The organism is Micromonospora sp. NPDC004540 (genome assembly GCF_040610095.1).
Lineage (GTDB): Bacteria > Actinomycetota > Actinomycetes > Mycobacteriales > Micromonosporaceae > Micromonospora.
This window is the reverse complement of the sequence record NZ_JBEXLR010000092.1, coordinates 1-26,335: the sequence shown is the minus strand read 5'-3', so window position 1 is coordinate 26,335 and position 26,335 is coordinate 1. Positions and strand designations below refer to the sequence as shown.

Annotated in this window: 22 protein-coding genes; 6 read left to right on the top strand and 16 right to left on the bottom strand. The window is 73.5% G+C overall.

From position 1 onward, the window contains the following. Positions 1-114: 114 nt before the first annotated feature. Positions 115-657, bottom strand: a complete 543-nt coding sequence (locus ABZV78_RS25100) for an acyltransferase (RefSeq protein ID WP_355642317.1) — start codon at positions 655-657, stop codon at positions 115-117. 152 nt (positions 658-809) lie between these two features. Beyond that, on the bottom strand, positions 810-1,148 hold the full coding sequence (locus ABZV78_RS25095; RefSeq protein WP_355642315.1) for a DUF952 domain-containing protein: 339 nt from the start codon (positions 1,146-1,148) through the stop codon (positions 810-812). A 115-nt stretch (positions 1,149-1,263) separates the two neighbouring features. Here ABZV78_RS25095 and ABZV78_RS25090 point away from each other — a divergent pair, with 115 nt between their 5' ends. The 3 genes from ABZV78_RS25090 (at position 1,264) to ABZV78_RS25080 (ending at position 3,772) form a co-directional block, all read left to right on the top strand. Further along, positions 1,264-1,575, top strand: coding sequence for a hypothetical protein (locus tag ABZV78_RS25090; RefSeq protein WP_355642314.1), 312 nt, complete (start codon positions 1,264-1,266; stop codon positions 1,573-1,575). A gap of 66 nt (positions 1,576-1,641) precedes the next feature. Then, on the top strand, positions 1,642-2,310 hold the full coding sequence (locus ABZV78_RS25085; RefSeq protein ID WP_355642312.1) for a response regulator transcription factor: 669 nt from the start codon (positions 1,642-1,644) through the stop codon (positions 2,308-2,310). A 10-nt stretch (positions 2,311-2,320) separates the two neighbouring features. Then, on the top strand, positions 2,321-3,772 hold the full coding sequence (locus ABZV78_RS25080) for a HAMP domain-containing sensor histidine kinase (protein ID WP_355642310.1): 1,452 nt from the start codon (positions 2,321-2,323) through the stop codon (positions 3,770-3,772). 6 nt (positions 3,773-3,778) lie between these two features. On the opposite strand, the gene ABZV78_RS25075 is transcribed toward ABZV78_RS25080, so the two are convergent. The 4 genes from ABZV78_RS25075 to ABZV78_RS25060 all read right to left on the bottom strand — a co-directional run bounded on the left by ABZV78_RS25075 (position 3,779) and on the right by ABZV78_RS25060 (position 8,055). Next, the gene (locus ABZV78_RS25075) at positions 3,779-4,732 is read right to left on the bottom strand and encodes a TAXI family TRAP transporter solute-binding subunit (protein WP_355642309.1); all 954 of its coding nucleotides are present in this window, start codon (positions 4,730-4,732) and stop codon (positions 3,779-3,781) included. 114 nt (positions 4,733-4,846) lie between these two features. Beyond that, a complete protein-coding gene (locus ABZV78_RS25070; RefSeq protein WP_355642307.1) occupies positions 4,847-5,515 on the bottom strand; it encodes a hypothetical protein in 669 nt (222 codons plus the stop codon). A gap of 109 nt (positions 5,516-5,624) precedes the next feature. Continuing rightward, the gene (gene yaaA, locus ABZV78_RS25065; protein WP_355642305.1) at positions 5,625-6,422 is read right to left on the bottom strand and encodes a peroxide stress protein YaaA; all 798 of its coding nucleotides are present in this window, start codon (positions 6,420-6,422) and stop codon (positions 5,625-5,627) included. Positions 6,423-6,444: 22 nt separating this feature from the next. Continuing rightward, on the bottom strand, positions 6,445-8,055 hold the full coding sequence (locus ABZV78_RS25060) for a hypothetical protein (protein ID WP_355642303.1): 1,611 nt from the start codon (positions 8,053-8,055) through the stop codon (positions 6,445-6,447). A gap of 118 nt (positions 8,056-8,173) precedes the next feature. On the opposite strand from ABZV78_RS25060, the gene ABZV78_RS25055 reads away from it, so the two are divergent. Next, entirely contained in the window at positions 8,174-9,214 is a 1,041-nt protein-coding gene (locus ABZV78_RS25055; protein ID WP_355642301.1) for a phosphatase domain-containing protein, read from the top strand. A 158-nt stretch (positions 9,215-9,372) separates the two neighbouring features. Here the strand turns inward: ABZV78_RS25055 and ABZV78_RS25050 are convergent, their stop codons facing one another. From ABZV78_RS25050 to glgA, 6 genes are all read right to left on the bottom strand, one after another. Next, positions 9,373-10,902, bottom strand: coding sequence for a hypothetical protein (locus ABZV78_RS25050; protein WP_355642299.1), 1,530 nt, complete (start codon positions 10,900-10,902; stop codon positions 9,373-9,375). Positions 10,903-11,100: 198 nt separating this feature from the next. Continuing rightward, positions 11,101-11,598, bottom strand: coding sequence for a GNAT family N-acetyltransferase (locus ABZV78_RS25045; protein ID WP_355642298.1), 498 nt, complete (start codon positions 11,596-11,598; stop codon positions 11,101-11,103). Positions 11,599-11,903: 305 nt separating this feature from the next. Then, positions 11,904-12,572: an HAD family phosphatase gene (locus ABZV78_RS25040; RefSeq protein WP_355642296.1), complete on the bottom strand. Its 669-nt coding sequence runs from the start codon at positions 12,570-12,572 to the stop codon at positions 11,904-11,906. After that, entirely contained in the window at positions 12,569-14,677 is a 2,109-nt protein-coding gene (glgB, locus tag ABZV78_RS25035) for a 1,4-alpha-glucan branching protein GlgB (RefSeq protein ID WP_355642294.1), read from the bottom strand. Before glgB ends, ABZV78_RS25040 begins: the two co-directional genes overlap by 4 nt. Then, a complete protein-coding gene (locus ABZV78_RS25030; protein WP_355642292.1) occupies positions 14,665-16,761 on the bottom strand; it encodes a maltotransferase domain-containing protein in 2,097 nt (698 codons plus the stop codon). Before ABZV78_RS25030 ends, glgB begins: the two co-directional genes overlap by 13 nt. 38 nt (positions 16,762-16,799) lie before the next feature. Beyond that, a complete protein-coding gene (gene glgA, locus ABZV78_RS25025; protein ID WP_355642290.1) occupies positions 16,800-18,008 on the bottom strand; it encodes a glycogen synthase in 1,209 nt (402 codons plus the stop codon). A gap of 95 nt (positions 18,009-18,103) precedes the next feature. Between glgA and glgC the strand changes: the two genes are divergently transcribed. Both glgC and pgm read left to right on the top strand, forming a co-directional pair. Continuing rightward, entirely contained in the window at positions 18,104-19,336 is a 1,233-nt protein-coding gene (gene glgC / locus ABZV78_RS25020) for a glucose-1-phosphate adenylyltransferase (protein ID WP_091310463.1), read from the top strand. Positions 19,337-19,367: 31 nt separating this feature from the next. Continuing rightward, the gene (pgm, locus tag ABZV78_RS25015) at positions 19,368-21,011 is read left to right on the top strand and encodes a phosphoglucomutase (alpha-D-glucose-1,6-bisphosphate-dependent) (protein ID WP_355642288.1); all 1,644 of its coding nucleotides are present in this window, start codon (positions 19,368-19,370) and stop codon (positions 21,009-21,011) included. 8 nt (positions 21,012-21,019) lie between these two features. On the opposite strand, the gene ABZV78_RS25010 is transcribed toward pgm, so the two are convergent. The 4 genes from ABZV78_RS25010 to ABZV78_RS24995 all read right to left on the bottom strand — a co-directional run bounded on the left by ABZV78_RS25010 (position 21,020) and on the right by ABZV78_RS24995 (position 26,234). Continuing rightward, a complete protein-coding gene (locus ABZV78_RS25010; RefSeq protein WP_355642286.1) occupies positions 21,020-21,934 on the bottom strand; it encodes an NAD(+)/NADH kinase in 915 nt (304 codons plus the stop codon). 105 nt (positions 21,935-22,039) lie between these two features. Next, positions 22,040-23,902 carry a nucleoside-diphosphate sugar epimerase/dehydratase gene (locus tag ABZV78_RS25005; protein WP_355642284.1) on the bottom strand — a complete coding sequence of 621 codons (1,863 nt, stop codon included), beginning with the start codon at positions 23,900-23,902 and terminating at the stop codon, positions 22,040-22,042. A gap of 103 nt (positions 23,903-24,005) precedes the next feature. Next, on the bottom strand, positions 24,006-25,262 hold the full coding sequence (locus tag ABZV78_RS25000) for a glycosyltransferase family 4 protein (protein WP_355642283.1): 1,257 nt from the start codon (positions 25,260-25,262) through the stop codon (positions 24,006-24,008). 69 nt (positions 25,263-25,331) lie between these two features. Beyond that, positions 25,332-26,234: a glycosyltransferase gene (locus tag ABZV78_RS24995; RefSeq protein ID WP_355642281.1), complete on the bottom strand. Its 903-nt coding sequence runs from the start codon at positions 26,232-26,234 to the stop codon at positions 25,332-25,334. Positions 26,235-26,335 lie beyond the last annotated feature (101 nt).

Here is a 26,335-nt window from a genome sequence, read left to right as displayed (position 1 = left end):
CTTCGAGATGACCGACCCGCCGCCGGCCGCGGAGGACTGACCGGCCGTCGTACACATGTTCCATCCACACCCTGTGGACGCCGAGGGGACCGGATAGTCGCCCCCGTCGCGTGCTCAGCCCTGGTACGGCGGGTTGTCGACGTCCCGGGAGACGACCTCACCCTTCTCGTCCACCCAGCCCTTCGGCCGGGCCGGGTTGCCCGCCACCAGCTGGTACGGCTTGACGTCCTTGGTCACCACCGAGCCGGCGGCGATCATCGCGTACTCGCCCACCTCGATGCCGCAGACCAGGGTGGCGTTGGCGCCGATCGAGGCGCCCCGGCGGACCATGGTCGGGGTGATGGTCCAGTCCGGGTTCTGGGCGCGCGGGCGGAAGTCGTTGGTGAACACCGCGCACGGGCCGACGAAGACCTCGTCCTCGATGGTCACGCCCTGGTAGACCGAGACGTTGTTCTGGATCTTCACGCGGTCACCGACGGTGACGTGCGCGTCGACGTACACGTTGCGGCCGATCACGCAGCCGGCGCCGACCTGCGCGCTCGACCGGACGTGGGCCAGGTGCCAGACCTTGGTGCCGTCGCCGACCCTGGCGCCCTCCTCCACGTCGGCCGTCGGGTGGACGAAGACGGAGGCGGACCGGTCGTTGCTGTCAGTCATGTCAACTCGCATCGTCACAGGGGCGCGTCGTCGCGCCGTCGGTGCCGGACGGCCGCGCCGGCTGACCGCCGCGCGCCCGGTCCGGGCCAGGACCACCCGGCCGCGCCGGGCTCCCGGAGCCGGCGCGCGGGCTCGAAGAGCATAGCGAGCCGTCAGGCCACCAGCTCCGCCACCGCGTCGGCGGCGGGTCGGTCGGCGGGCAGCGGGTGCGCGGCGACCACCGCGTCGACCGGCAGCGCCGCGTAGAGGTGCGGGAAGAGCGCGCCGCCCCGGGACACCTCCCAGCGCAGCGCCTCGCCGAGCCGCGCCTCGTCCACCGTGAGCACGGTGAGGCCGGTGACCCCGGCGAAGACCCGGCGGGCCGTCTCCACCACCTGGTCCGCGGCGGACAGGTGGATGAAGCCGTCCTGGCGGTCCATGGCGGTGCCGGTGAACCGCCCGGCCGCCTGTGCCTGCTCCCACTCGCTGTTGGCCAGAATCTTGTAGATCACCACCGCAGCCTAGAAGCCGCTGCCCGCCCGCCGTGGGTCGGTTCCCGCGTACGCCCCCGACCGCCCGCCGGGAGCCGGCATGCTCGGGGGTGCAGCGGCCCGCGGAGGGATGGGGATGCAGAGCTACGACGAGGACTGGACCGACGGCCAGCGGGGCGTCTACGACGAGTGTTACCGGGCCGGCGCCGACTGGGCCGGCGACCCGGACACCCCGAGCGACGACGTCCAGCAGGTGATCAACCTCGGGCAGGCCGACGACGACGCGTTCACCGACGCCGAGATCGACTTCCCGCCGCTCGTCGACGCCGTCGCCCAGGCCATCGGGGAGAACGTGACGAGCGTGCCGGCCAGCCACGCCGACCCGGGCTTCCGGGGCTTCACCGACGGGGTCCGCGACGCCACCGCCGACGAGGTCTTCGGTCTCTGACCGGGCACCGGCCCTCCCGTCCCGCCCGCCCGTCTGCCACCATTCGCAGGGCAGCACGTCGAGCGGATGGAGGCACGGGTGCGGATCCTCCTGGTCGAGGACGATCGTCGGGTGGCCGCCGCCCTGTCGTCCGCGCTGACCCGGCGCGGATACGAGGTGGAGCACGCCGCCACCGTCGAGGCCGCGCTCTCCGCCGCCCCCTGCGACCTGGTGCTGCTCGACCTGACCCTGCCCGACGGCGACGGCACCGACCTGTGCCGGGAGCTGCGCCGGCGCAGCAGCCAGCTCGGCATCATCGCGGTGACCGCCCGGGGCGAGGAACGCGACCGGGTGCTCGGCCTGCGGCTCGGCGCCGACGACTACGTGGTCAAGCCGTTCTCGATGGTCGAGCTCCAGGCCCGGATCGAGGCGGTGCTGCGCCGGGCCGCGCACACCGCGCCGGAGCGCAACCTGATCGAGGCGGGCGCCGTCCGCATCGACGTGGGCGGCCGGACGGTGACCGTGGCGGGCCGGCCCGTGGCGCTCACCCGCAAGGAGTTCGACATCCTGGTCTCCCTGGCCCGTCAGCCGGGGGTGGCCGTGCCGCGGGACCGGATCCTGCTCGACGTCTGGGGCACCACCTGGGCCGACCGGCACACCGTCGAGGTGCACGTCGGCTCGTTGCGCGGCAAGCTCGGCGACCCGACGCTGGTGGAGACCGTCCGCGGGGTCGGCTACCGGCTCCGCGGCGAGTGAGGAGGCCGCGGTGCGCCGCCGGCTGGTGATCAGCTACCTGCTGCTGATGGTGCTGGTGCTGCTCGCCCTGGAGACCCCGCTGGCGGCCACCCTGGCCACCCGGGAGACCGAGCGGGTCCGCGCCGACCGGCTCGCCGACGCCACCCGGTTCGCCTCGCTGGCCGGCCCCGCGCTGCGCGGCGGCACCCCGGGCCCGCTGGACGGGGAACTGGCCGCCTACGACGACCTCTACGGCGTCGGCGCGGCCGTGGTGGACCGGGACCGCCGGACCGTGGCCGCCTCGGCGCGGTGGGAGTTCGGCGCGGGCACCGACCCGGCCCTGGACACCGCGCTGTCCGGGCAGCAGTTCAGCGGGCCGGAGTCGGTCTGGCCCTGGGTGGACGGGCCGCTGGTCGTGGCGGTCCCGATCAACGACGGCGGCGAGGTGCTGGGCGCGGTGGTGACCACGACCCCGGCGGCCAAGGTGCGCCGCACCGTCACCGCCTGGTGGCTGCTGCTCGCCGGGGCCGGCCTGCTCGCGGTGCTGGCCTGCGTCTCCACCGCGTTCGGGCTGGCCGGCTGGGTGCTGCGCCCGGTCACCGAGCTGGACGCGGTCACCCACGAGATCGCCGAGGGGCACCGGCGGGCCCGGGTCCGGCCCCGGCTCGGCCCGCCCGAGCTGCGCCGGCTGGCGACCAGCTTCAACGACATGGCCGACGCGGTCTCCGACGTGATGGACCGGCAGCGGGCGTTCGTCGCGCACGCCAGCCACCAGCTGCGCAACCCGCTGACCGCGCTGCGGCTGCGGGTGGAGGAGCTGGGGCCCAGCCTCACCGACTCCGACGGCCGGGCCGAGCACCGGCTGGCGCTGGAGGAGACCGACCGGCTGGCCACCGTGCTCGACGCGCTGCTCACCCTGGCCCGGGCGGAGCGGGAGGAGAACGAGCGGGTCACCGTGGACGCCGCCGGGATCGCGGCCTCCCGGGTGGCGGCCTGGCTGCCGCTGGCCCGGCACCGGTCGGTCGCCCTGACGCTCGACACGACCGGGGCGCCCGCGTACGCCCGGACCGTGCCGACCGCGATCGACCAGGCGCTCGACGCGCTGATCGACAACGCGGTCAAGTTCAGCGGCGCCGGGGGAGCGGTGACGGTGACCGTACGGCCGGCGGACGGCGGGACCGCGCTGGAGGTGCGGGACACCGGCCCCGGCATGACGACCAGCCAGCTCGACCAGGCCACCGAGCGGTTCTGGCGGGCCCCGGACGTGCAGAACGTCGACGGCGCCGGGCTCGGGCTGACCATCGTCGCGGTGCTGGTCGACGCCTCCGACGGCCGGCTGACCATGCGCCAGGGCGAGCCCCGGGGGCTGGTGGCCGAGCTGTGGTTCCCGGCTCCGGACGACGAGCTCGCCGATCCCGCCGTGCCCGCCCCGGCGCTCGGCGACGACCCGGCCGAACGGGTCGGCACCGAGGTCGGGCGCTGACCCGCGTCAGGGTTTGGTGGCCCGGTACCAGTCGGCCGCGCCCGGGTGCAGCGGCAGCGGGGTGGTGACGATCGCGGCCCGGGGACTCATCCGGCCGGCCGCCGGGTGCGCGGCGGCCAACTCCTCCCGGCGCTCCATGAGCAGCCGGGTCACCTCGCGCACCAGCGCCGTCGGCAGGTCGGCGCGGACGATCAGGTAGTTCGGGTTGGCCACCGTGCTGACCGGGTTCGCCCCGTAGACCGAGCGGGGGATGTCCCGGGTCACGTAGACCTGCCCGTACCCGCGGCGCAGCGGCTCGGTCCAGTCGCCCAGGTCGACCATCCGCACCGAGGTGCTGCCGGCCAGCTCGGCGACGCCGCGGACCGGCAGGCCGCCGGAGAAGAAGAAGGCGTCGATCCGGCCGGCGCGCAGCGCCGCCACCGAGTCGTCCAGGCCCAGGTGCTCCTGGTGCACCACGTCGCCGCCGAGCTGGGCCACGTCGAGCAGCCGGGTGGCGGTGACCTCGGTGCCGGAGCCGTCGGCGCCCACCGACACCCGCCGGCCGCGCAGGTCGGCGAGGGTGCGTACCGGGCCGCCGGCGGTGGTGACCAGGTGCAGCAGGTCGTCGTAGACCCGGGCCACGGCGACCACCGTGGGGTGCTCCGGCGTGTGCGGCGGCAGCACGTCGGCCTGGGTGAACCCCAGCTCCGCCTCGCCGGAGCCGACCAGCCGGACGTTCTGCGCGGACGCCGCGGTGACCACCACGCTGGCCCGCACGCCGGGCAGCTCGCGGTTGAGCAGGGCGGCCAGCGACTGGCCGAAGGCGTGGTAGACGGCGGTGGGGCTACCGGTGGCGATCCGGATCCGCACCGGCTCGGCGGGCTCGTCCCGGCAGCCGGCCAGGCCGGCCACGAGCAGCAGCAACAGCGCCAGCGGGGCCGCGGTCCGGCGCCGGCCGCGCACAGACCAGTGTCGGCTCACGGGCTGCACTCTGCGCTGCCGGGCACCCGCCGCGCAAGCCCGGCCGCCCGGCGCCGCGTCCACGGCCGTGCGGTGACCGCGGATCGGCCCGGGCAGCGCCGCGGGCGGCCGCGGTCAGCAGGCCGCCGCCGGGGCCAGCGTGGCGCTCTCGGTGATCCGCACCCGGTGCGCGCCGTTGGCCACGCTCACCAGGAAGCAGCCCGCGCCGGGCCGCAGCACCGCCGGGACCTCCAGCAGCGCCGCGCTCCGGACCAGCACCGCGGCCAGGTCCCGGTCGGCCAGCCGGATGCCGAGGCTGTGCCGGCGCACGTGCCGGCCGCCGGCCAGCAGCGCCGCCCGCCACGCGGCGGCGGCCAGCCGGGGCCGCCACACCCGGCGGGCCGTGGAGGCGCCGGGGAAGGGCCCGCCGAGCAGCTCCCGGCGGCCCTGCCGCCAGCCGGCCTCCAGCAGGGCCGCGTACGCCGGCCGGTGCTCCCGGGGCACCGACAGCCGGTGCAGCTCGTAGCGGCGGCGCAGGCCGCCCGTGGTCAGCTCGTGCTCCACCGGCACGTCCAGCCGGTGCAGCAGCTGCCGCATCCGGTGTGCCGCGTCCTCGCGGTTGAACTCGGCGATGCCGCCCCGGTAGCGCCCGGCGTCGGCCCGGCGGGCGTCGGTGGCCGGGGGCGGGGTGCAGCGCACCAGGCAGGCGACCTCGAAGGCGTCGGCCAGGGTGAGCCAGTCCAGTGGCGGGGGTGGCGACGACTGGCGGGGCCGGTCGAGCAGGGTGGTGGACTCGGGGGCCATCGGAACAGCTCCTTGGTCGGACGTCGGGGTTCCCTAACCGTGACCCCCGCCGTCCGCGCCGCGAAACCGCTGCGCCCGAGCCTTGAGCAAAATTTGCGGCAACCCGCCCTCAGAGCTCGGTGACGACCACGTCGAGCGCCCGGGGCCGGTCGGCCGCCCGCGGCTGCTCCTCGACGGTGTACTTCAGCTCGCGCAGCGCACCGACCAGCGCGTCGGCGGTGCGCGGCCGGGCCCCGGCGGTGAGCAGGTCGCGGACCAGCCGGCCCTTGGTGGCCTTGTTGAAGTGGCTCACCACCGACCGGGTCGGCACCCCGCCCACCGCGCGCTCGTGCAGCACCCGCACGGTCACGGTGCGCTCGGCGACCGCCCCGCGCGGCGCCCAGGTGGCCGCGTACGCGCCGGAGCGCAGGTCGAGCACCGGACCGGTCCCGGCGGCCGCCGCCATCGCGTCCGCCAGGGCCGTACGCCAGTAGGCCGACAGCGCCCCGATCCCCGGCAGCCGCGCCCCGACCGGGCACCGGTAGGGCGGGATCCGGTCGGTGAGGCGTACCGCGCCCCAGAGGCCCGAGCTGATCAGCACCGAGCGGCGGGCCAGCCGCACCGCCGCCGGCGGCAGCGTGGCCAGGTCGAGCGCCTCGTAGAGCACCCCGGTGTAGATCCGCCCGGCCGGGGCGGTGGCCGCCGCCCGCAGCCGCGCGTTGCGCCGCAGCTCGCCGCGCTGCCCCTCGCTCAGGCCCAGCGCCTCGCGGGCCGCCGCCTCGTCCGGGCCGGCGCAGAGGTCGACCAGGGCGGCCAGCACCGCCTCCCGGGCCGGGTTCAGCTCCGGCAGGGAGAGCTTCGACAGGTCCAGCCGCCGGCCGGTGCCGGCCTCGGCCTTCCCCTCCGACGGGGGCAGCAGGATGAGCATCGGCACAGCGTACGGCCCGGGTTCAGCGCCACGGCCGCACGGCGGCATCCGGGTGGTACACCCGATAGCCGCCGACCTCGGTCACCACCGCCGCGTCGGCCCGGTCGCCGAGCAGCCGGCGCAGCGCGCGCTCCGCCGACGAGCCGACGGCCAGCACGTACCCGGGCCGGGCCGCCCGCCCCACCCGCTTCCAGTACGCCGGGTAGCGGTTCTGCCCGGGGGTCAGGTCGCCGTCGAGCACCCCGCAGACCACCGCCTCGCCGGTGTTGAAGATCAGCCGGTTGCAGGTCCAGTAGTCCCCGTACACCTCGCGCAGGCCGGCCCGGCGCACCGCGTCGGCCAGTTCCCGGGCCTGCCGCTCCTCGGCGCGCAACGCCGGGGCGTCCGCCACGAACGCCGCGGTGGCGGCCAGCGTGGCGGCCACCAGCGCGGCCAGCACCAGCCCGGCCGCCCCGCCGGCCAGCCGGGCCGCCCCGCCGGCCGTGGCCCGGACCGCGTGTGCGGCGGCCAGCCAGAGCGGCCAGAGCACCGCCGGCAGCGAGATCTGGAGCACCGACAGGTAGCGGGAGTTGCCCAGCGGGTCGGTCGCGGCGAGCGGGCTGCGCACGTACGCCAGCAGGGTCAACGTCGCCCCGACGACCAGGGCGAGGATCGCCACGGCCCGGACCCGCGCGGCCGGCTCCGCGGCCCGGCGGAACGCGACCAGCGCGAGCCCCGCGGCGGCGACCAGCAGCACCGGGTAGAGCAGCCCGAACCACTCCGCCCAGCGGGCGCAGCCGTCCATCGGGCAGAGCCCGGAGGCCAGCGGCACCCCCTCCAGCAGCCCGCCGTGCAGCCGCTCCGACACCGACGGCGTCGCGCCGTCCTTGGTGCTGATCTCCCGGAACACCGACAGCGAGTCCTGCCCGTCCGGGGCCACCAGGTTGTCCTTCACCATCGGGGCGACCCCGACCAGGAAGCCCGCCACCAGCAGCACCCCCGGCCAGCCGATCAGGTCCCGGGGCGCGGCCAGGAGCAGCACCAGCCCGGCGACCGCCAGGTAGGGCGCGATCAGCCAGTCCGACCAGAGCGACACCCCGGCCAGCAGCCCGAACAGGCCGGTGGCCAGCCAGCGGTGCCGGATCCGGCGCTCGCCGAGGGCGACCGCGATCAGCACCATCGCCAGCACCGCCGGCTTCACCTCGGGCCGGCCGCCGACCACGGTGAGCTGGTCGCGGACCACCCGTTCCGAGCCGAGCGCCAGCAGGCCCACCACGAAGGTGGCCAGCCAGGGGGAGAAGAGCCGGCGGGTCAACCGGTACGCCAGCCACAGGAACACCGCGTAGAGCGCCAGCAACGGCAGCCGCAGCAGCGGCCAGCTCGCCTCGGCCAAGCCCACCAGCGGCGCCGCCAGGTAGGACTCCAGCACCCCCATGTAGCGCTGGCCGTAGAGGAAGACCGGGCGCTCGTCCCCGGTGGCGATGTGCAGGGCGGCCAGTCCGAAGGTCGCCTCGTCGCTGTTGGAGGTGGGCAGGGTGAGCAGGGTCAGCACCAGCCGGTAGCCGACCCCGGCCACGCCGAGCAGCAGCGCGACCAGCGCCGGCCGGTCCAGCGCCGGACGCCACCGTCCCGGGTCCCGCTCTGGTGTCGACACGACCAACGCCCCCGTCGTCGCCTCGACCGCAGTCTGTCACGCCCGGTGCCGGGCGGCGGGGGGATCGGCGCAGACCACTCGCGTGGCCGGTCCGCGCGGGTTGTGGCAGGGTGACTTCGTGCCACCCACACCACCGGACCAACTGGCCGTGCCGCAACTGCACCGGGCCGCACGCATCGAGGACGCGCTGCACAGCCTGGTGGAGCGCCGGCTGCGCCGCACCGGGTGGCAGGTCAACATCATCGCGTACGCCGGCTACGGCGCCCCCGGCTGGGCGCGGGTGCTCTGCCGGGTGCTGCTCGGCCGCCCCGACACCCGCCAACGGGGCCGGCTGGAGAAGGTCCGGGGCTGGCGCAGCTTCACCACCCTGCCCGCCAAGCACGCCAAGGTCACCATCGAGGCCGGCGGTGTCAGCCAGGAGACGACCGCGGACCGCAGCGGCTTCGTGGACACCATCATCAAGGCCGACTTCACCCCGGGCTGGGGCTGCGTACGCCTCAGCGTGGCCGACGCCGAGCCGGTGGAGGCGCTGGTCCGGATCCTCGACCCGGAGGTGCGGTTCGGCATCCTCTCCGACATCGACGACACGGTCATGGTGACCGCGCTGCCCCGGCCGCTGCTCGCCGCCTGGAACACCTTCGTCCTCGACGAGCACGCCCGGGCCGCCGTCCCCGGCATGGCCGTGCTTTACGAGCGCCTGGTCACCGCCCACCCCGGCGCGCCGGTCTTCTACCTCTCCACCGGCGCCTGGAACGTCGCGCCGACGCTGACCCGGTTCCTCTCCCGGCACCTCTACCCGGCCGGTCCGCTGCTGCTGACCGACTGGGGGCCGACCGCCGACCGGTGGTTCCGCAGCGGCCGGGAGCACAAGCGGGCCACCCTGGCCCGGCTGGCCCGGGAGTTCCCCGACGTCCGCTGGCTGCTCATCGGCGACGACGGGCAGCACGACCAGGAGATCTACCGCGAGTTCGCCGCCGCCCACCCGGACAACGTGGCCGGGGTGGCGATCCGCCGACTCTCGCCGACGCAGTCGGTGCTCGCCGGCAGCCTGCCCGCCCCGGCGGGCCGCCCCTCCGCCGGCCCGGTGGGCCAGAAGTGGCTGGCCGCCCCGGACGGCGCCGGCCTCTGGAAACTCCTCCGCGAAGCCGGCCTGGTCTGACCCGCACCCCCTGCCCTCCCCGTCCTCCCGCCCGGTTTCCACCGTCGATCATGAAGTTGACGGCGGAGTCGATCTCCTCTTGTGCCGCCAACTTCATGATCGATCGGGGGTGACGAGGGGTCTGCCGGTCCGGTCGCGCTTGTCGATCGGCTCCGGGGTTAGTTGGTGGTGGTTGCGGCCGTGCTTTCCTTGGCCGGGGCGGTGGTCATGCCGGGTGCTTCCGGGCTGTCCTGCTGGTCGGCGCCGGCGTTCTCGGCTCCGGCGTCCTGGCCGGGGTCGCCCGGCGCGCAGCCGGGGACGCTCGGGTCGGCCACCATGTACGCCTGACCCTGATCCTGGCCCGCCTGGTCCATGCCCTGCTTCTGGCCGGCCTGACCCTTGCCCTGGCCGTGTCCGTTGCCCTGGCCCTGGTTGCCTTGGCCCTGGTTCCCCTGGCCCATGCCCTGGCCCTGATCCGCCTGGTCCATGCCCGGGGCGGCGTCCTGCCCGCCGCCCGCCTGGTCGGCGTCCTGGCCCTGGCCCTGGTCCATGCCCATGCCCTGGCCCTGGCCGGCGTTCTGGCCCTGGCCGCGCTGGTCACCGGCGGCCTGCCGGGCGGCGCGGATCTGCTGGACGATCGCCCGCAGTTGCTGGATGCGCGCCCTGATCTGCTGCAGTCGCTCGGCGACCCGTGCTCCGGCGTTCCCAGCCTGCTGACCGGCCGCGTCCTGCTCCTCGTCCGCCGCCTGACCATCGGCCTGACCGGCCGCGCCCTGCTGGTCCGTGCCCTGCTGGTCGGCCGCGCCCGGCTGCTCCGCTGCCGCGTCGCCGCCGCCCTGCTGGTCGGAGCCTTCCTGACCGGCACCTTCCTCGCCGCCGGCCTGCTGGTCGTCCTGGGCGTCACCGGCCTGCTGGCCACCGTCCGCCTGCTGCTGGGCGGCCTGGATGATCGCGGCGATCTGCTGCAGCACGCCGCCGATGGCGTTGATGATGTCGGCGGCCTGTTCAGCGCCGCCGGCCGCTGCACCGGCTCCACCAGCGCCGGCCTCGCCAGCGTTGGCGTCGCCAGCCCCGGCCCCATCAGCGCCGGCGTCGCCAGCCCCGGCCTCGCCAGCGCCGGCGGCGCCGGCGTCACCGGCACCAGCCCCGGGCGCTGCGGCCTCGTCGGCCCCCGCCCCGGGCGCCTCAGCTTCACCGGCCTGTGCGTCCCGGGCGCCCTGCACGATGCCGCGTACCCCGCTGAAGAGGCCGGCGAGCCGTTTCACCCGCGCCTCGGTCACCTGCGGGTCGACGAGCTGGCCGGAGCGCTCGCCCCTCAGCTGTCCGGTGACCGCCCAGGCCCGGTCGAGCTGGGTGGCCATCGCCTGCTCCCACGGCACCTCCGGGCAGGCCGCGCCGGCCACCTCGACGGTGCCGGTGCAGCCAGCCGCGGCCCGGCGCTGCTGGATGAGCTCGACCACGGCCTGCCGGTTGGCGATCCGGGCGGCCGAGTTGGCGTCCGGGTCGCGGCGCTGGTTCGCGATGAAGGTCAGGTTGTTGCGCAGGGCGTTGTCCAGGCCCTGGCAGTTCTCGGCGGCCTGGCCGGTGCCGGTCGCGACCGCGAACGCCGCCCCGGCCGTCATCGCCAGCGCCACCCCGCCCGCGATCTTCCGGTTCCGGGACGGGCCCGCCGTCCCGCGTCGCCTGGTTGTGCCTCTGCTCCACGCCATCGAAGCTCCTCCGCCTCGTCCGTCACGGGTGTCCGGCATCCGTTCAGCGGTACGGGCGGTTTCGCGTCTCTAGTTCAGCAGGACCGCCCGGAGGGGCGAGATGTCGACAGACAGTAGGCGTGATGCGCCTCGTCGGTCACCGTCCGCGTTCGTGCCGAGATGATGGACGGTTGATGATCTTGAGCGTGTCCCGTCCGGTCAGTTGCGCTCGCGCTCCTCGGTCTTGAAGGTGCGGAAACCCCGGCGGTGGTAACTGGGTAGGGCGCGGGGGTGGTCCAGGGTCGATGTGTGCAGCCAGACCCTGCTCACTGCGGGGCTCAGCTTCCACGCCCGTTGGACTGCAAGCGTTAACGCCCATCCGCCCAGGCCCTTGCCAACGAAATCGGGCAGTAGCCCGAAGGCTTCGATTTCCACTTCCTCGCCGGAGTGGAGGTCGTAGGAGGCCATGCCCACAGGTTCGCCGCCGATGGACAGCAGCCAAAAAATTCTGGTCGGACACTGGGCAAACCATCGGCCCCATTCTTCGTCGGTCCGGCGTGCGCTCTTCCAGCCGTAAGGGGCGCCGATCCTGGCCCGCAGGTCAACAACCAGCGGTGAGTCTCGACTCAGGGACTCCAAGACCAGTCCGGGCACTGATGCCGCCGGATTTAGCTGGTCACGGGCCGTCATTTCTACATACGTCACAATCTCCTTCACCGGTGGAGACTACGTGGTCCCCAGCTTGCGGATCACGGGACAGGGTGCCGGAGTCAGACGCGGGTCGAGGCGACGTCGAGAGTGCCATCATCCGCATAGGCGATTACACCAAGACTGCCAACGAGATCGCGGCACACGCCCTAGCTGGCCGGGCTTGACCGCGTCTGTGATCTGACAACTGATATGCGACGCAGCTTTGCCAGGTGATGTGCGACAGATCCAGCGCCAAGGGCGACAGGATGGCCGCCGACGCAAGGTCCTGTCAGGCCGAGAACAGTGCGCCGAGAGGCAATTCGATAGGTCCGTCACTTCTCCGATGTAGGCATGGCGTTCAGCCATGCCCCGAGGAGTGGCAGCACTGCCCGCAGGTCCGTTCCGTCGATTGATACGTGGGCGGCTGCACGAGCCGTCGGGGTTGCGTTGAATGCGATGGCCAGCCCGACCGCAGCAAAGAGCGGCAGGTCGGAGCGCCCGTCGCCGACGGCCACGCAGCGCTTCGGGTCCACGCCCCGCTCGGCGGCCACGCTCACCGCGAAGTCGCGTTTGCTCAGTTCGTCGAACTGCTCGGCGACCTTCCCGCTGTAACGGCCGTCAACCAGCTCCAGGCGCGGTCCGCAGGCTCGATCGAAGCCATACCGGTCGCACAGCTGGGTGCCTACGATGTCCCAAGCCAGCGTGGCCAGGACGGGTGCCAGCTGATGTTGACGGCACCAGAGAACCGTCTCGGCAATGCCGTCCACCAGCGGCAGCGACTCCAGGAATCCGCGCACCTCCGTGGGTGTCCGTGTTGACCAGCCGCGAGCTTCGAGGGCTGCGGCCTCCTGGCTGCTCAGGCTGCCGGCGCCGTAGCCGGCCTGCACCTCGTGAATGACCTTGGCATGCCCGAGGAACTCCGCCAAGTGCTGCCCGCTGCTCGTCGTCGTAAGCGTCCCGTCGACATCAAAGAACACCGCTCCGCGGATGGAACCGCTCACCTGACGTCGGGGCGGAGCCAGAGGACGCCCAGCGGCGGCACGCGCAGGGCCGCCGACGCCACCATCCCGTGCCACGGCACGCTCTCGGCCTGCACCGCGCCCAGGTTCCCCACCCCCGACCCGCCATAGTGGTGGGCGTCGGTGTTGAGCACCTCGGTCCAGGTGCCGGCGGCGGGCAGCCCGACCCGGTAGCCCTCCAGCGGCAGCGCGGAGAAGTTGGCCACGCAGACCAGGGTCTGGCCGTCGGGGGCGATCCGGATGAAGGAGACGCTGTTGTTGGCGACGTCGTCCCCGGCGATCCAGCGGAAGCCGGCCGGGTCGGTGTCCTGCGTCCAGAGCGCCGGGATGGCCCGGTAGGCCCGGTTCAGGTCGCCGACCAGGCGCTGCACCCCGGCCCGCGCCGGGTCGTGCAACAGGTACCAGTCGAGGCCGCGCTCCTCGCTCCACTCGCGGTCGTCGCCGAGTTCGCAGCCCATGAAGAGCAGTTGCTTGCCGGGGTGCGCCCACATGTACGCGAGCAGCGCCCGCACGTTGGCCAGCCGCTGCCAGGTGTCGCCCGGCATCTTGCCGACCAGGGAGCCCTTGCCGTGCACCACCTCGTCGTGGCTGATCGGCAGCACGTAGTTCTCGCTCCAGGCGTACGCCAGGGAGAAGGTGAGCTGATGGTGGTGGTGCTGCCGGTAGATCGGGTCCTTGGAGGTGTAGAGCAGGGTGTCGTGCATCCAGCCCATGTTCCACTTGAAGCCGAAGCCCAGCCCGCCCTCGGCGGTGGGGCGGGTGACCCCCGGCCAGGCGGTCGACTCCTCGGCGATCATCACCGCCCCGGCGTGGTGCCTGTAGACGGTGGCGTTGACCTCTTGGAGGAGCGCGATGGCCTCCAGGTTCTCCCGGCCGCCGTGCACGTTGGGCGCCCACTGGCCCTCCTGGCGGGAGTAGTCCAGGTAGAGCATCGAGGCGACCGCGTCGACCCGCAGCCCGTCGACGTGGAACTCCGCCAGCCAGTAGAGGGCGTTGGCGACCAGGAAGTTGCGCACCTCGCGGCGGCCGAAGTCGAAGACGTACGTGCCCCAGTCGGGGTGCTCGCCGCGGCGCGGGTCGGGGTGCTCGTAGAGCGGGGTGCCGTCGAAGCGGGCCAGGGCCCACTCGTCCTTGGGGAAGTGCGCCGGCACCCAGTCGAGGATCACCCCGATGCCGGCCTGGTGCAGCCGGTCGACCAGGTGGCGGAACTCGTCGGGGTCGCCGAACCGGGCGGTGGGGGCGTAGTAGCCGGTGACCTGGTAGCCCCAGGAGCCGCCGAACGGGTGCTCCATCACGGGCAGGAACTCCACGTGGGTGAAGCCCAGTTCGGTGACGTACGCGGTGAGCTGGTCGGCCAACTCGCGGTAGCCGAGGCCGGGGCGCCACGAGCCGAGGTGCACCTCGTACACGCTCATCGGCTCCTGGTGCGGCTGCCGCCGGGCCTGCCGGTCGAGCCAGTCGGCGTCGCCCCAGGCGTACCGGGAGTGGTGCACCACGGAGGCGGTGGCCGGCGGCACCTCGGTGCGGGCCGCGAGAGGGTCGGCCTTGTCCCGCCAGTGCCCGTCGGCGCCGAGGATCCGGTACTTGTACCGGCTGCCCACGGTCGCGCCGGGCACGAAGATCTCCCACACCCCGCTGGATCCGAGCGAGCGCATCGGCCAGCCGTCGTCCGGCCCCCAGCCGGTGAAGTCGCCGACCACCCGGACCCCGCGGGCGTTGGGCGCCCAGACGGTGAACGCCACGCCCTCGTCGAACACCCGGGCGCCGAGTGCCTCCCAGAGCCGCTCGTGCCGCCCCTCGCCGATCAGGTGCAGGTCCAGCTCGCCGAGGGTGGGCGGGTAGCGGTAGGGATCGTCGTGCACCGCGCCGTCCACCTCGACCCGGTAGTCGAGCACCTCGCCGGGAAGCACGGCCTCGAAGACGCCCACGTCGTGCACCCGCTTCATGGGGTGTCGCTCGTCGCCGGCGAGCACGGCCACGTCGGCCGCGCCGCGGCGCAGGGTGCGGATGGTGGTGCGCCCGTCGGCGGGGTGCGCGCCGAGCGTGGCGTGCGGGTCGTGCGCCTCGCCGGCGATCAGCTGGTCCATCGTGCGTCGTCCTTCGCGGCCGGTGCGGTCGGGGCGGTGCCGCCGGAGAGGTCGGCGGGTACGTGTTCGACGGTCAGGTCGTCCGCCGCGGGAGCCGGCGGCGCGGGCTCGGCCGGCGGCGCGGGCCGCCGCACCGTGAACACGTGCGCGGGTTGCAGGTAGGGGTCGAGCCGCACCGCGTTGCGCTGCCCCCAGTCGTAGTCGGCGCCGGTCAGCTCGTCGTGCACGGTGAACCGCTCGTGCCAGTCGAAGCCGAGCGCCGGCATGTCCAGTGTGGTGTTGCCCCACTGGACGGCGCGGGAGTCGAACGAGCAGACCACGATCACCGTGTTGCCGGTGTCCGGGTCGTGCTTGGACCAGCAGAGCAGCGCCGGGTTGTCGATGTCGTGGAAGCGCAGGTTGCGCAGCCGGTGCAGGGCCGGGTTGTCCCGGCGGACCCGGTTGAGGGTGGCGATGAACGGGGCGAGCGAGCGGCCCTGCTCCTGCGCGCCCGCCCAGTCCCGGGGGCGCAGCTCGTACTTCTCGTTGTCCAGGTACTCCTCGGCGCCGGGGCGGGCGACGTGCTCGAACAGCTCGTAGCCGGCGTACATGCCCCAGGAGGGGGAGAGCAGCGCCGCCAGCACCGCCCGGATCTTGAACATCGGCGGGCCGCCGTGCTGGAGCGAGGAGTGCAGGATGTCCGGCGTGTTGGGCCAGAAGTTGGGTCGCATATAGTCGGCCGCCGCGACCAGCTCCGCGCAGTATTCCCGCATCTCCGCCGCGGACGTGCGCCAGGTGAAGTAGGTGTAGGACTGGGTGAAGCCGATCTTCCCGAGGCCGTGCATGATCGCCGGGCGGGTGAACGCCTCGGCGAGGAAGAGCACGTCCGGGTCGACCTTCTTCACCTCCCAGATCAGCCAGTGCCAGAAGTCGAAGGGCTTGGTATGCGGGTTGTCGACCCGGAAGATCCGGATGCCCTCGCCGACCCAGTGCAGCACCACCCGCAGGATCTCCGCCCGGATGCCCTCCGGGTCGTTGTCGAAGTTGAGCGGGTAGATGTCCTGGTACTTCTTCGGCGGGTTCTCCGCGTACGCGATGCTGCCGTCGGCCCGGGTGGTGAACCACTCCGGGTGCTCGGTCACCCACGGGTGGTCCGGGGCGCACTGCAACGCCAGGTCCATGGCCACCTCCAGGCCCTGCTCGGCGGCGGCGGCGACGAAGTCGCGGAAGTCCTCCGGCGTACCCAGGTCGGGGTGGATGGCGTCGTGACCGCCCTCGGCGGCGCCGATCGCCCACGGCGAGCCGACGTCGTCCGGCCCGGCGGTGAGCGCGTTGTTGGGGCCCTTGCGGTTGACCCGGCCGATCGGGTGGATCGGCGGCAGGTAGAGCACGTCGAAGCCCATCGCCGCGACGCCGGGCAGCCGGTCCAGGGCGGTGACGAAGGTGCCGGACCGGGCGGGCGCGTCGACGGTGGCCGGGACGGCGCCCTCGGAGCGGGGGAAGAACTCGTACCAGGCGGAGAAGAGCGCGCGCGGCCGGTCGACCCAGAGGGTGTGCTCGTCGCCGGTGGTGACCAGCTCGCGGACCGGATGGTCCCAGAGCAGCGGGGCCAGGTCGAGCGCCGGGCCGACCCGGCGGGCCAGCTCCTCGTCGTCGTCGCGCAGCGCGGCCACCGCCGCCCGCACCCGATCCAGGTCGTCCTTCGGCACGAGGTCGAGGGCGGCTTCCAGCACCCGGGCGCCCTCGGCCAGGTCGTTGGCCAGCTCGGCCGGGCCCTGACCGGCGGCGAGCTTCTTGGTGACGGCGTTCTGCCAGGTCAGGTACGGGTCCTGGAACGCCTCCACGGCGAACCGCCAGGTGCCGACCGCGTCGGGGCGGAGGGTGGCGTGCCAGCGGTCCTGGCCGGGCTCGCCGGGGCGCATCCGGGTGAACGGGCGGGCGGCGCCGTCCGGGCCGAGCCAGACCACGTTGCAGCCGAGCGCGTCGTGGCCCTCGCGGTAGGCGCGGGCCGATACGGGCACGATCTCGCCGACCACCGCCTTGGCCGGATAGCGACCGCAGGCGACGACGGGGGAGACGTCTTCGATCGGGAACCGTCCAGTCACCGGTTCAACCTACTGCGCGAGATCGCTTCGCGCTCGGGTCAGCCGGCGGCGCCCACCGACCGGTACACCTCCAGCGTCCGCTGCGCGATGGTGTCCCAGGAGAAGTGTTCGACGGCGCGGCGGCGGCCGGCGAGACCGAACTCCTCCGTCCGCTTCGGATCGGCCAGCAGGTCGTTGATCGTGGCCGCCAGGTCGGCCACGAACCGCCCCGGATCCAGCGGCCGGCCGCTGCCGTCGCCGGCCTGCTCGATCGGGACCAGCAGCCCGGTCTCGCCGTCGGCGACCACCTCGGGGATGCCGCCGGTGGCGGTGGCCACCACGGCCGTCTCGCAGGCCATCGCCTCCAGGTTGACGATGCCCATCGGTTCGTAGACGGACGGGCAGACGAAGATGGTGGCGTGGGTGAGCACCTGGATCACCTCGTGCTTGGGCAGCATCTCGGCGATCCAGACCACGCCCGAGCGGCCGGCCCGCAGCTCGGCGACCAGGCCCTCCACCTCGGCCGCGATCTCCGGCGTGTCGGGCGCGCCCGCCAGCAGCACGAGCTGGGTGTCGGCGGGCAGCTCGCGGGCCGCCCGCAGCAGGTACGGCAGGCCCTTCTGCCGGGTGATCCGGCCGACGTAGACCACGCTGGGGCGGGCCGGGTCGATGCCGAGCCGGTCGATGACGTCGGTGCCGGGGTCCGGGGCGTACTGCGCGGTGTCGATGCCGTTGTAGACGACCCGCACCCGGTCGGGGTTGACCTCCGGGTACGCGGTCAGCACGTCCCGCCGCATCCCCTCGCTCACCGCGATGATCGTGTCGGCGGCCTCGAACGCGGTCCGCTCGCACCAGGAGGAGAGCGCGTAGCCGCCGCCGAGCTGCTCGGCCTTCCACGGGCGCAGCGGCTCCAGGCTGTGCGCGGTCACCACGTGCGGCACCCCGTGCAGCAGCTTCGCGGTGTGCCCGGCCAGGTTGGCGTACCAGGTGTGGCTGTGCACCACGTCGGTGCCGGCGGCGCCGGCGGCCATCTCCAGGTCGACGCCCATGGTGCGCAGCGCGGCGTTCGCGCCGGCCAGCGCCGCCGGCTCGGCGTACGCGGTGACGCCGGGCTCGTCGCGGGGCGCGCCGAAGCAGTGCACCCGCACGTCGGCGAGGCGGCGCAGCTCGCGCGCGAGGTACTCGACGTGCACCCCGGCACCGCCGTAGACCTCCGGCGGGTACTCGCGGGTGAGCAGGTCGACGCGCAGCTGTGCGGAATCGCTCATGACCGGCACCCTAGCGTGGAAACCGGCCCCGCACCCGGGGGCAAACTGTGCCCGTACGAGTGGTGAAGTCGGGGCGGGATGGATAGCGTCTGAGCATGGCTGCCAAGGTGCTCGCGATCGTCCTGGCCGGCGGGGAGGGCAAGCGCCTGATGCCCCTCACCACCGACCGGGCGAAGCCGGCCGTCCCCTTCGGCGGGATGTACCGCATGGTCGACTTCGTCCTCTCGAACCTGGCCAACGCCGGCTATCTCAAGATCGTCGTGCTGACCCAGTACAAGTCCCATTCATTGGACCGCCACATCACCCAGACGTGGCGGATGTCGACGATGCTCGGCAACTACGTCACCCCGGTGCCCGCGCAGCAGCGCCGTGGCCCGTGGTGGTTCGCCGGCTCGGCCGACGCGATCTACCAGAGCTTCAACCTGATCAACGACGAGCAGCCGGACCATGTGATCGTCTTCGGCGCCGACCACATCTACCGGATGGATCCGCGGCAGATGGTGGAGGACCACATCGCCTCCGGCGCCGCCGTGACCGTGGCCGGCATCCGGCAGCCGCTGTCGATGGCCGACCAGTTCGGCGTGATCGAGGTCGGTGAGGACGGCCGGCGGATCCGGGCGTTCCGCGAGAAGCCCACCGACGCGGTGGGGCTGCCCGACGCGCCGGACCAGATCTACGCCTCGATGGGCAACTACGTCTTCAGCACCAAGGCGCTCTGCGAGGCCGTCGAGCGCGACGCCGAGGACAAGACCAGCAAGCACGACATGGGCGGCAGCATCATCCCGATGCTGGTCGAGCGGGGCGAGGCCAACGTCTACGACTTCAAGGACAACGAGGTGCCGGGCAGCACCGACCGGGACCGCGGCTACTGGCGGGACGTGGGGACGCTCGACTCCTTCTACGACGCCCACATGGACCTCATCAACGTCCACCCGGTGTTCAACCTCTACAACTTCGACTGGCCGATCTACAGCAACCAGCCGCCGTACCCGCCGGCCAAGTTCGTGCACGCCTGGGGCGAGCGGGTCGGCCGCGCGGTCAGCTCGATGGTGTCGCCCGGCTCGGTGATCTCCGGCTCGCTGGTGGAGAACTCGATCGTCTCGCCGAAGGTGAAGGTGCACTCCTGGGCGCACGTGGACGGATCGGTGCTCATGGAGGGTGTCGAGATCGGCCGGCACGCGGTGGTTCGGCGGGCCATCCTGGACAAGAACGTCTACGTTCCGGAGGGCGCCGAGATCGGCGTCGACCTGGAGAAGGACCGGCAGCGCTACACCGTCTCCGACAACGGCATCGTCGTCATCGGCAAGGGCCAGCGCGTCGAGCCCTGATCCACCCGCACACCGCAAGGAGGTTCCCACCGTGGCCCACCCCCGTGCCGGCCAGCCCGCCGAGCCCGCCGACCTGGTCGACGTGCCCCGGCTGGTCACCGCCTACTACGCCGGGCACCCGGATCCGAGCGACCCGGCGCAGCAGGTCTCCTTCGGCACCTCCGGGCATCGCGGGTCGAGCCTGCGCAGCGCCTTCAACGAGGACCACATCCTCGCCGTCACCCAGGCGCTCTGCGACTACCGGCGGGAACAGGGCCTCGACGGCCCGCTCTTCCTGGCCCGCGACACCCACGCGCTCTCCGCCCCCGCGGAGGCCAGCGCGCTGGAGGTGCTCGCCGCCAACGAGGTCACCGTGCTGGTCGACAGCCGGGACGGCTACACCCCCACCCCGTCGCTGTCGCACGCCGTCCTCACCCACAACCGGGGGCGCACCGCCGGGCTCGCCGACGGCATCGTGATCACGCCGTCCCACAACCCGCCGGACGACGGCGGCTTCAAGTACAACCCCACCCACGGCGGGCCCGCCGACAGCGACGTCACGAAGTGGATCCAGGACCGCGCGAACAGCATCCTCGCCGCCGGGCTCAAGGAGGTGAAGCGCATCCCGTACGCGCGGGCGCGCGCCGCCGACACCACCGGGGAGTACGACTTCCTCGGCCGCTACGTCGACGACCTGCCCGCCGCGCTGGACGTGGCCGCGATCCGCGACGCCGGGGTACGCATCGGCGCCGATCCGATGGGCGGGGCGAGCGTGGCGTACTGGGGGGAGATCGCCGAGCGGCACCGCCTCGACCTCACGGTGATCGACCCGACGGTCGACCCGACCTGGCGGTTCATGACCCTGGACTCGGACGGCAAGATCCGGATGGACTGCTCCTCGCCGAACGCCATGGCCTCGCTGATCGCGGCCCGCGACCGGTTCCAGATCTCCACGGGCAACGACGCCGACGCCGACCGGCACGGCATCGTCACGCCCGACGGCGGCCTCATGAACCCCAACCACTACCTGGCCGTGGCCATCCGCCACCTCTTCCGCACCCGGGAGCAGTGGGGGCCGGCGGCGGCCGTCGGCAAGACCCTCGTCTCCTCCTCGATGATCGACCGGGTCGCCGCCGACCTGGGCCGGCCGCTGCTGGAGGTGCCGGTCGGCTTCAAGTGGTTCGTGCCCGGCCTGCTCGACGGGGCGGTCGGCTTCGGCGGCGAGGAGAGCGCCGGCGCGTCCTTCCTGCGCCGCGACGGCAGCACCTGGACCACCGACAAGGACGGCATCCTGCTCTGCCTGCTCGCCTCGGAGATCATCGCGACCACGGGGAAGACGCCGAGCCAGCACTGGGCGGAGCTGGCCGAGCGCTTCGGCGCGCCCGCGTACGCCCGGATCGACGCCCCGGCCAGCCGGGAGCAGAAGGCGGTGCTGGCCAAGCTGTCGCCCGAGCAGGTGACCGCGACCGAGCTGGCCGGCGAGCCGATCACCGCGACCCTGACCACGGCGCCCGGCAACGGCGCGCCGATCGGCGGGCTCAAGGTGAGCACGGCGTCCGGTTGGTTCGCGGCCCGGCCCTCCGGCACCGAGGACGTCTACAAGATCTACGCCGAGTCGTTCCAGGGCCCGGAACACCTCACCCGGATCCAGGAGGAGGCGCGGGCGCTGGTCTCCGAGGTGCTCAGCAAGGCCTGACCCGCCGGTCAGCAGGGCGGTTCCAGCTCCCGCTGGTCCCGTTCCCGCCGCAGCTCGTCGGGCAGCAGCTCGCGGAGCTGGTCGGGCAGGAAGGGCAGGTCGAGCAGGCTCAGCTTCAACTGGTTGCGCTCCTGGTAGCGCTGCGGGTCGAAGCGGACCACCCGGCCGGCGTCCCGCCGGTAGTGGATCTCCACCGCCCCCTCGGTCGCCGCGTCCTTGATCACCAGCCCGTCCATCTCGACGGCCACCGCCGCCGAGTGCGGCTGGAGGTCCAGCCGGATGCTCTCCGACGGGGCGAGCACCACCGACCGGGAGATGCCCGCCATCGGCGACGACGGCGTCACCACCACGGCGTCCGCCGCCGGCGAGATGAGCGGCCCGCCCGCCGCGTAGCTGTAGGCGGTCGAGCCGGTCGGCGTGCTGACCACCAGCGCGTCGCAGCGGTAGTAGCCGTACCGCTGGCCGTCCACCGCCAGGGTGGCGGTGACGAACCCGGAGCCGGGCTGGCGGACCAGCGCGATGTCGTTGAAGGCCACCACGTCGTCACCGCACACGTCGCAGGCGAGGCAGGCGTGCGACTCGACGGTGAAGTCCTTCGACGCCAGCCGGCTCAGCGCCTCCGGCAGGTCCGGCGGCTCGACCTCGACGAGGAAACCGAGCCGGCCCAGATGCACGCCGAGCACGGGCTTCGGGTCCCGCACCGCCAGGCGCAGCGCGCCCAGCATGGTGCCGTCACCGCCGATGCTGATCAGGGCGTCGGCGCGCTCGGCCAGTTCGTCGGCGGGGACCGGCTCGACGCAGGACGGCACCCGGTGCTTGTCCTCGGCCCGGACCAGCAGCGTCTTGCGGTGGTGCGACGCCCACCGCTCGATGATCCCGACCACCTCGGAGACGTCCCGGGTGGGGTGCAGCACCAGACCCATCCCCGCCACCCGTACAGCTCACCACATCCCGGGCCGGTCGGCGGGGCGTACGGGCAGGCGCGCGCGACGGCCCGCCCCGGTGACGGGGCGGGCCGCGCGGACGGATCAGTGGGACAGTTCGACGTCGAGCGGCCGGTCGGCCGCCGGGTCGAACGCCCGGTCACAGAGCTGGGCGAGGTGCGCGACGATCTTCTGCGGGTCGTCGAACGGGTCGAGCGCGGCCACCTCGACGGGATCCAGCACCGGCACCGTCACGTGGGAGATCAGCGGGTGCAGCGGACGGACGTCGACCTCGCCGGTGCCGAGCAGGTCCTCGTGGAGCTTCTCGCCCGGACGCAGCCCGGTGAAGACGATCGGGGTCGGGTTCTGGGCCCGGTCGATCATCTCCCGGGCGAGATCCTGGATGCGGACCGGCTCGCCCATGTCCAGCACCAGCGCCTCGCCGTCGCGGCCGATGGCGGCGGCCTGGAGGACCAGGTGCACCGCCTCCTGGACGGTCATCAGGTAGCGGGTCACGTCGGGATGGGTGACCGTGACCGGCAGCCCGGCCTCGATCTGCCGCTGGAAGGCCGTCACCACGGAGCCCCGGCTGCTCAGCACGTTGCCGAAGCGCACGCTGAGGAACGTGCCGGAGTGGTTCGCGCCGGCGTGCGCGGTCAACCGCTCGGTGATCCGCTTCGAGTAGCCGAGCACGCTGATCGGGTCGGCGGCCTTGTCGGTGGAGATGTTCACGAACCGGGCGACGTCCCGGCAGGCGTCGAGCACGGTCAGCGTGCCCCACACGTTCGTCTTGACCGCCTCGCCCGGGTGCCGTTCGAGGAGCGTGAGGTGCTTGAGGGCCGCCGCGTGGAAGACGATCTCCGGCCGCCGCTCCTGGAAGATCCGGCGGATCATCTCGTCGTCGCGCAGGTCGGCGAGGATCAGTTCGGGACTGTCGAGCAGGGCCCGGCCGGCGAGGGACATCTGCAGCGCGTGCAGCGCCGACTCGTCCCGGTCCAGCATCATGAGCTCGCCCGGATCGGCCCGCATGATCTGCCGGCAGAGTTCCGAACCGATCGACCCGCCCGCGCCGGTGACCAGGATCCGGCGTCCGCGCAGCCCGTCGTGGTCGAGCGTGAGGTCGCTGACCACCTGCCGCCGGCCGAGCAGGTCACTGATCTGCAGGTCCCGCACGTCGCTCACGGTGATCCGGTGGTTGACCAGTTCGCGCACCGGGGGGACCACCTTGAACGCCGCGCCGGTGGCCAGGGTGGCCTCCCGGATCTGGCGGACGAGGTGGGCGTCGGCGTTGGCCACCGAGAGGATGAGGCTGCTCGCGCCGGTTCGGCGCACGGCGGCCGCCACGTCGTGCCGGCCACCGAGCACCCGCACGCCGTGGATCCGCAGGTCCCGCTTGTCCGGGTCGTCGTCCAGCAGGCCGACCGGCAGGTAGGCGCTGGCCGGGTCGCTCACCATCGAGCGCAGCAGGCCCTCGCCCGCCGAACCGGCGCCGAAGAGCAGCACCTTCTGCGCGTCGGCGGCCCGGGGACGCAGGGCCCGGTCCCGCTGCTGCCGGTAGACCGAGCGGGTGCCGAACATGGTCAGCAGGGCCAGCGCCGCCCCGACGACCGGCGTGCTGGCCGGAACCGGGCGCTGCGGAAGCGGCGCGAGCGCGAGCAGCAGCAGGGCTGTGGTCACGGCGGTGGTCGCGGCCAGGCCACGGATCTCCCCGAGGCTGCCGAGGGGGTGGCGTCCCGCGTAGAGGCGCCGTACGACGGTGCCACCCAGGTGCAGTGCGGCGGCGACGACGCCGATGGCGACCGCACGGGCGAGTTGCACCGGGGTCAGGTCGAACTCGTACCGGGCCCACACGGCCACCACACACCCGCCGAGCCACGCCGCCGTGTCGGCGACCAGGAGCTGCTGGACGGTCCTGCGCCGTCTACCCGCCTGGCCTGCGTTCTCGGCAGTGATTGCTTCCCGCGGCATCTGTTCTCCCCTGTTGGTCACCCTCGTCGGGGCCGCCCGCAGGGCGGCCTCTTTGTCCCTCCCTGCTTACCGGTTGGCGAGGAGGTTTGTCGGGGTTTCGTATTTAATAGGCGATTCGGCGTGTATCCGAGGAAGCCTCGGTGTCCGCCGGGCCCCCGGCGTCGCGCGGCGGCACGAGCTCGTCCAGCGCGGCCTGCAACCGCGCCGCCATGACCGCCCGGGACCGGTGCTTCTCGATGTGCAGCCGACCCCGCTCACCCATCGCGCGCAGCGTTCCGTCGTCCAGGTCGACCAGCTCCCGCAGGCCGACCACGAGCTTGCCGGGCTCCACCGCGGCGCCCGAGTCGGACTCGTTGACGATCTCGTGCGGCTCGCCCGGACAGTTGGTCACCACCGGCACGCCGGCGGCCAGATAGTCGTAGAGCTTGTTGGGGCTGGCCCCGAGCCGGAAGACCGCCGCGTCGGCGAGCACGTGCACGCCGATGTCGGCGCCGCCCAGGACGCCGGCGAGCTCGGTCTTCGGCAGCATGTCGAGGAAGTGCACGTTGGCGAGTCCCTCGGCACGGGCCCGGGCCACCAGGCGGGCCTTGTCGATCCCGTCACCGATCAGCGCGAAGGTGTGCTCCGTCAGCTCCGCCGCCGCGTCGAGCAACTCGTCCAGGCCGTTCGCCTCGCCGTGCGCCCCCGCGAAGGCGATCAGCCGCCCGTGCACCGGTATCCGGTCCCGGAGTGGGCGGTACCGGTCGTGGCGGAGGGCGAACGCCGCCGGATCGGCCCCGTTGCTCACCCAGGTCAGCTTCCGCTCGTCCACGCCGAGAGACCGGAGGTACGACCGCCAGCCGGCGGCGACGATGACGATCCGGTCCGCCCGGCGGTAGAGCCAGGTCTCCAGCGCCCGCAACGCCCGGTGCACCGGCGATCCCTCCCGGAGGTGCCCGGTGCTCACCATGGACTCCGGCCACAGGTCGCGGATCTCCAGCACGAACGGCACCCGCCACAGTCGGGCCGCCAGCCAACCGCTGACCGGGGTGAGGATGTGCGGGGACGACGCGTACACCAGGGCCGGACGACGCCGGGCGAGCGACGCCACCAGGGCGCCCGCCGCGTAGCCCAGCCAGTTCAGCACCCGGCGGTGGTTGTTCCGGGTGTAGCCCGGCACCCGCACCCGGACGAAGTGCGGCTCGCGGTTGCGGAACCGCTGGCGCGAGTAGACGTCGCGGTCGCCGGCGACGATGGTGTAGTCCCAACCGTCGAGGCGGCCGAACAGCTCGACGTGCCGGGTTCCGCCGGGCTCGGAGAGCGGCTTGGCGTAGTGGTTGAGGACGAGGACGTGACGCTGGGTTCGGACCTGGTCGGTCACGGTCCCTCCGATCTGACGGTCGACGGCGCGGCGGTGCCACGCGTGGAACGGGAAAGAGGTGACGGCCGGTCACCGCGAGGTGGGCGACAACCGCCGGTACCAGTGCTCCATCGCGGACACCTGGCGTGACCACAGCTCGTGCGTCTCGATGAAGGCGCGGTTGGCCGCCCGGTCGGCGGCCGGGAGACCCCGCACGGTGCGCAGCCGGCCGGCGAGGGTGGTGGCGAGCGGCTCGGGCAGCACCTCGGCGACCAGGCCGTCGGCCAGGAGTTCGCGGTACGGCGGCAGGTCGGCCAGGAGCAGCCGGCATCCGGCGAGAGCCGCCTCGAGCACCGCCGAGCTGCGCTGGTCGCTGCTCGGCACGGACAGCGCCACGTCGCTGGCCCGCATCAACGCGAACGTCTCGGCCGGCGACAGCGTCCGGTCCGCCACGGTCAGCCGTCCGGGCGACGCGTCGGCGAGCCTCCGGGCCCGGGCCAGGCCGGCGGCGTGCGCGCGGGCCGCCGCCGCCTCGCCGGGCACATGGCCGGCGAGCACGACGAGGTGCAGGTCCGGCCGTTCCCCGGTGACGTGCGCGTACGCGCGCAGGATGTCGTCCGGCCGGTAGACCGGCGCCACACCCCGCATCGACAGCAGGACCGTGGCCTGCTCCGGGATGCCGTGCCGACGACGTACCGCCGCCGGGTCGACGGTGCCGAGGCTCGCGAGCAGCGTGTCGTCCACGCCCCAGGACAGGGTGGCGGTGCGCGCCGCCGGCACCCGGTACCGGCCGGTGATCTCCTCGGTCACCGACCGGGAGGTGGGTACCACCAGGTCGGCCCGGTGCAGAGTGAGCCGGGTGACCCAGCGGCGCGGCCGGGACCGGGTGGCGGCCCGCAGCTCGCTGCCCCACGGGGTGACCACCCGGACCGGGACCCGGGGCAGGGCGAGGGCCAGCAGCCCGGCCCGGCCGACCGAGTGGACGTGCACCACGTCCGGCCGCACCCGGCGGCCGCGGCGCTCATCCCGGCCAACATCCGGGCGTACGGCGAGGGCCTGGAGCTGCCCGAGGACGAGGTACGCCTCTACGTGGC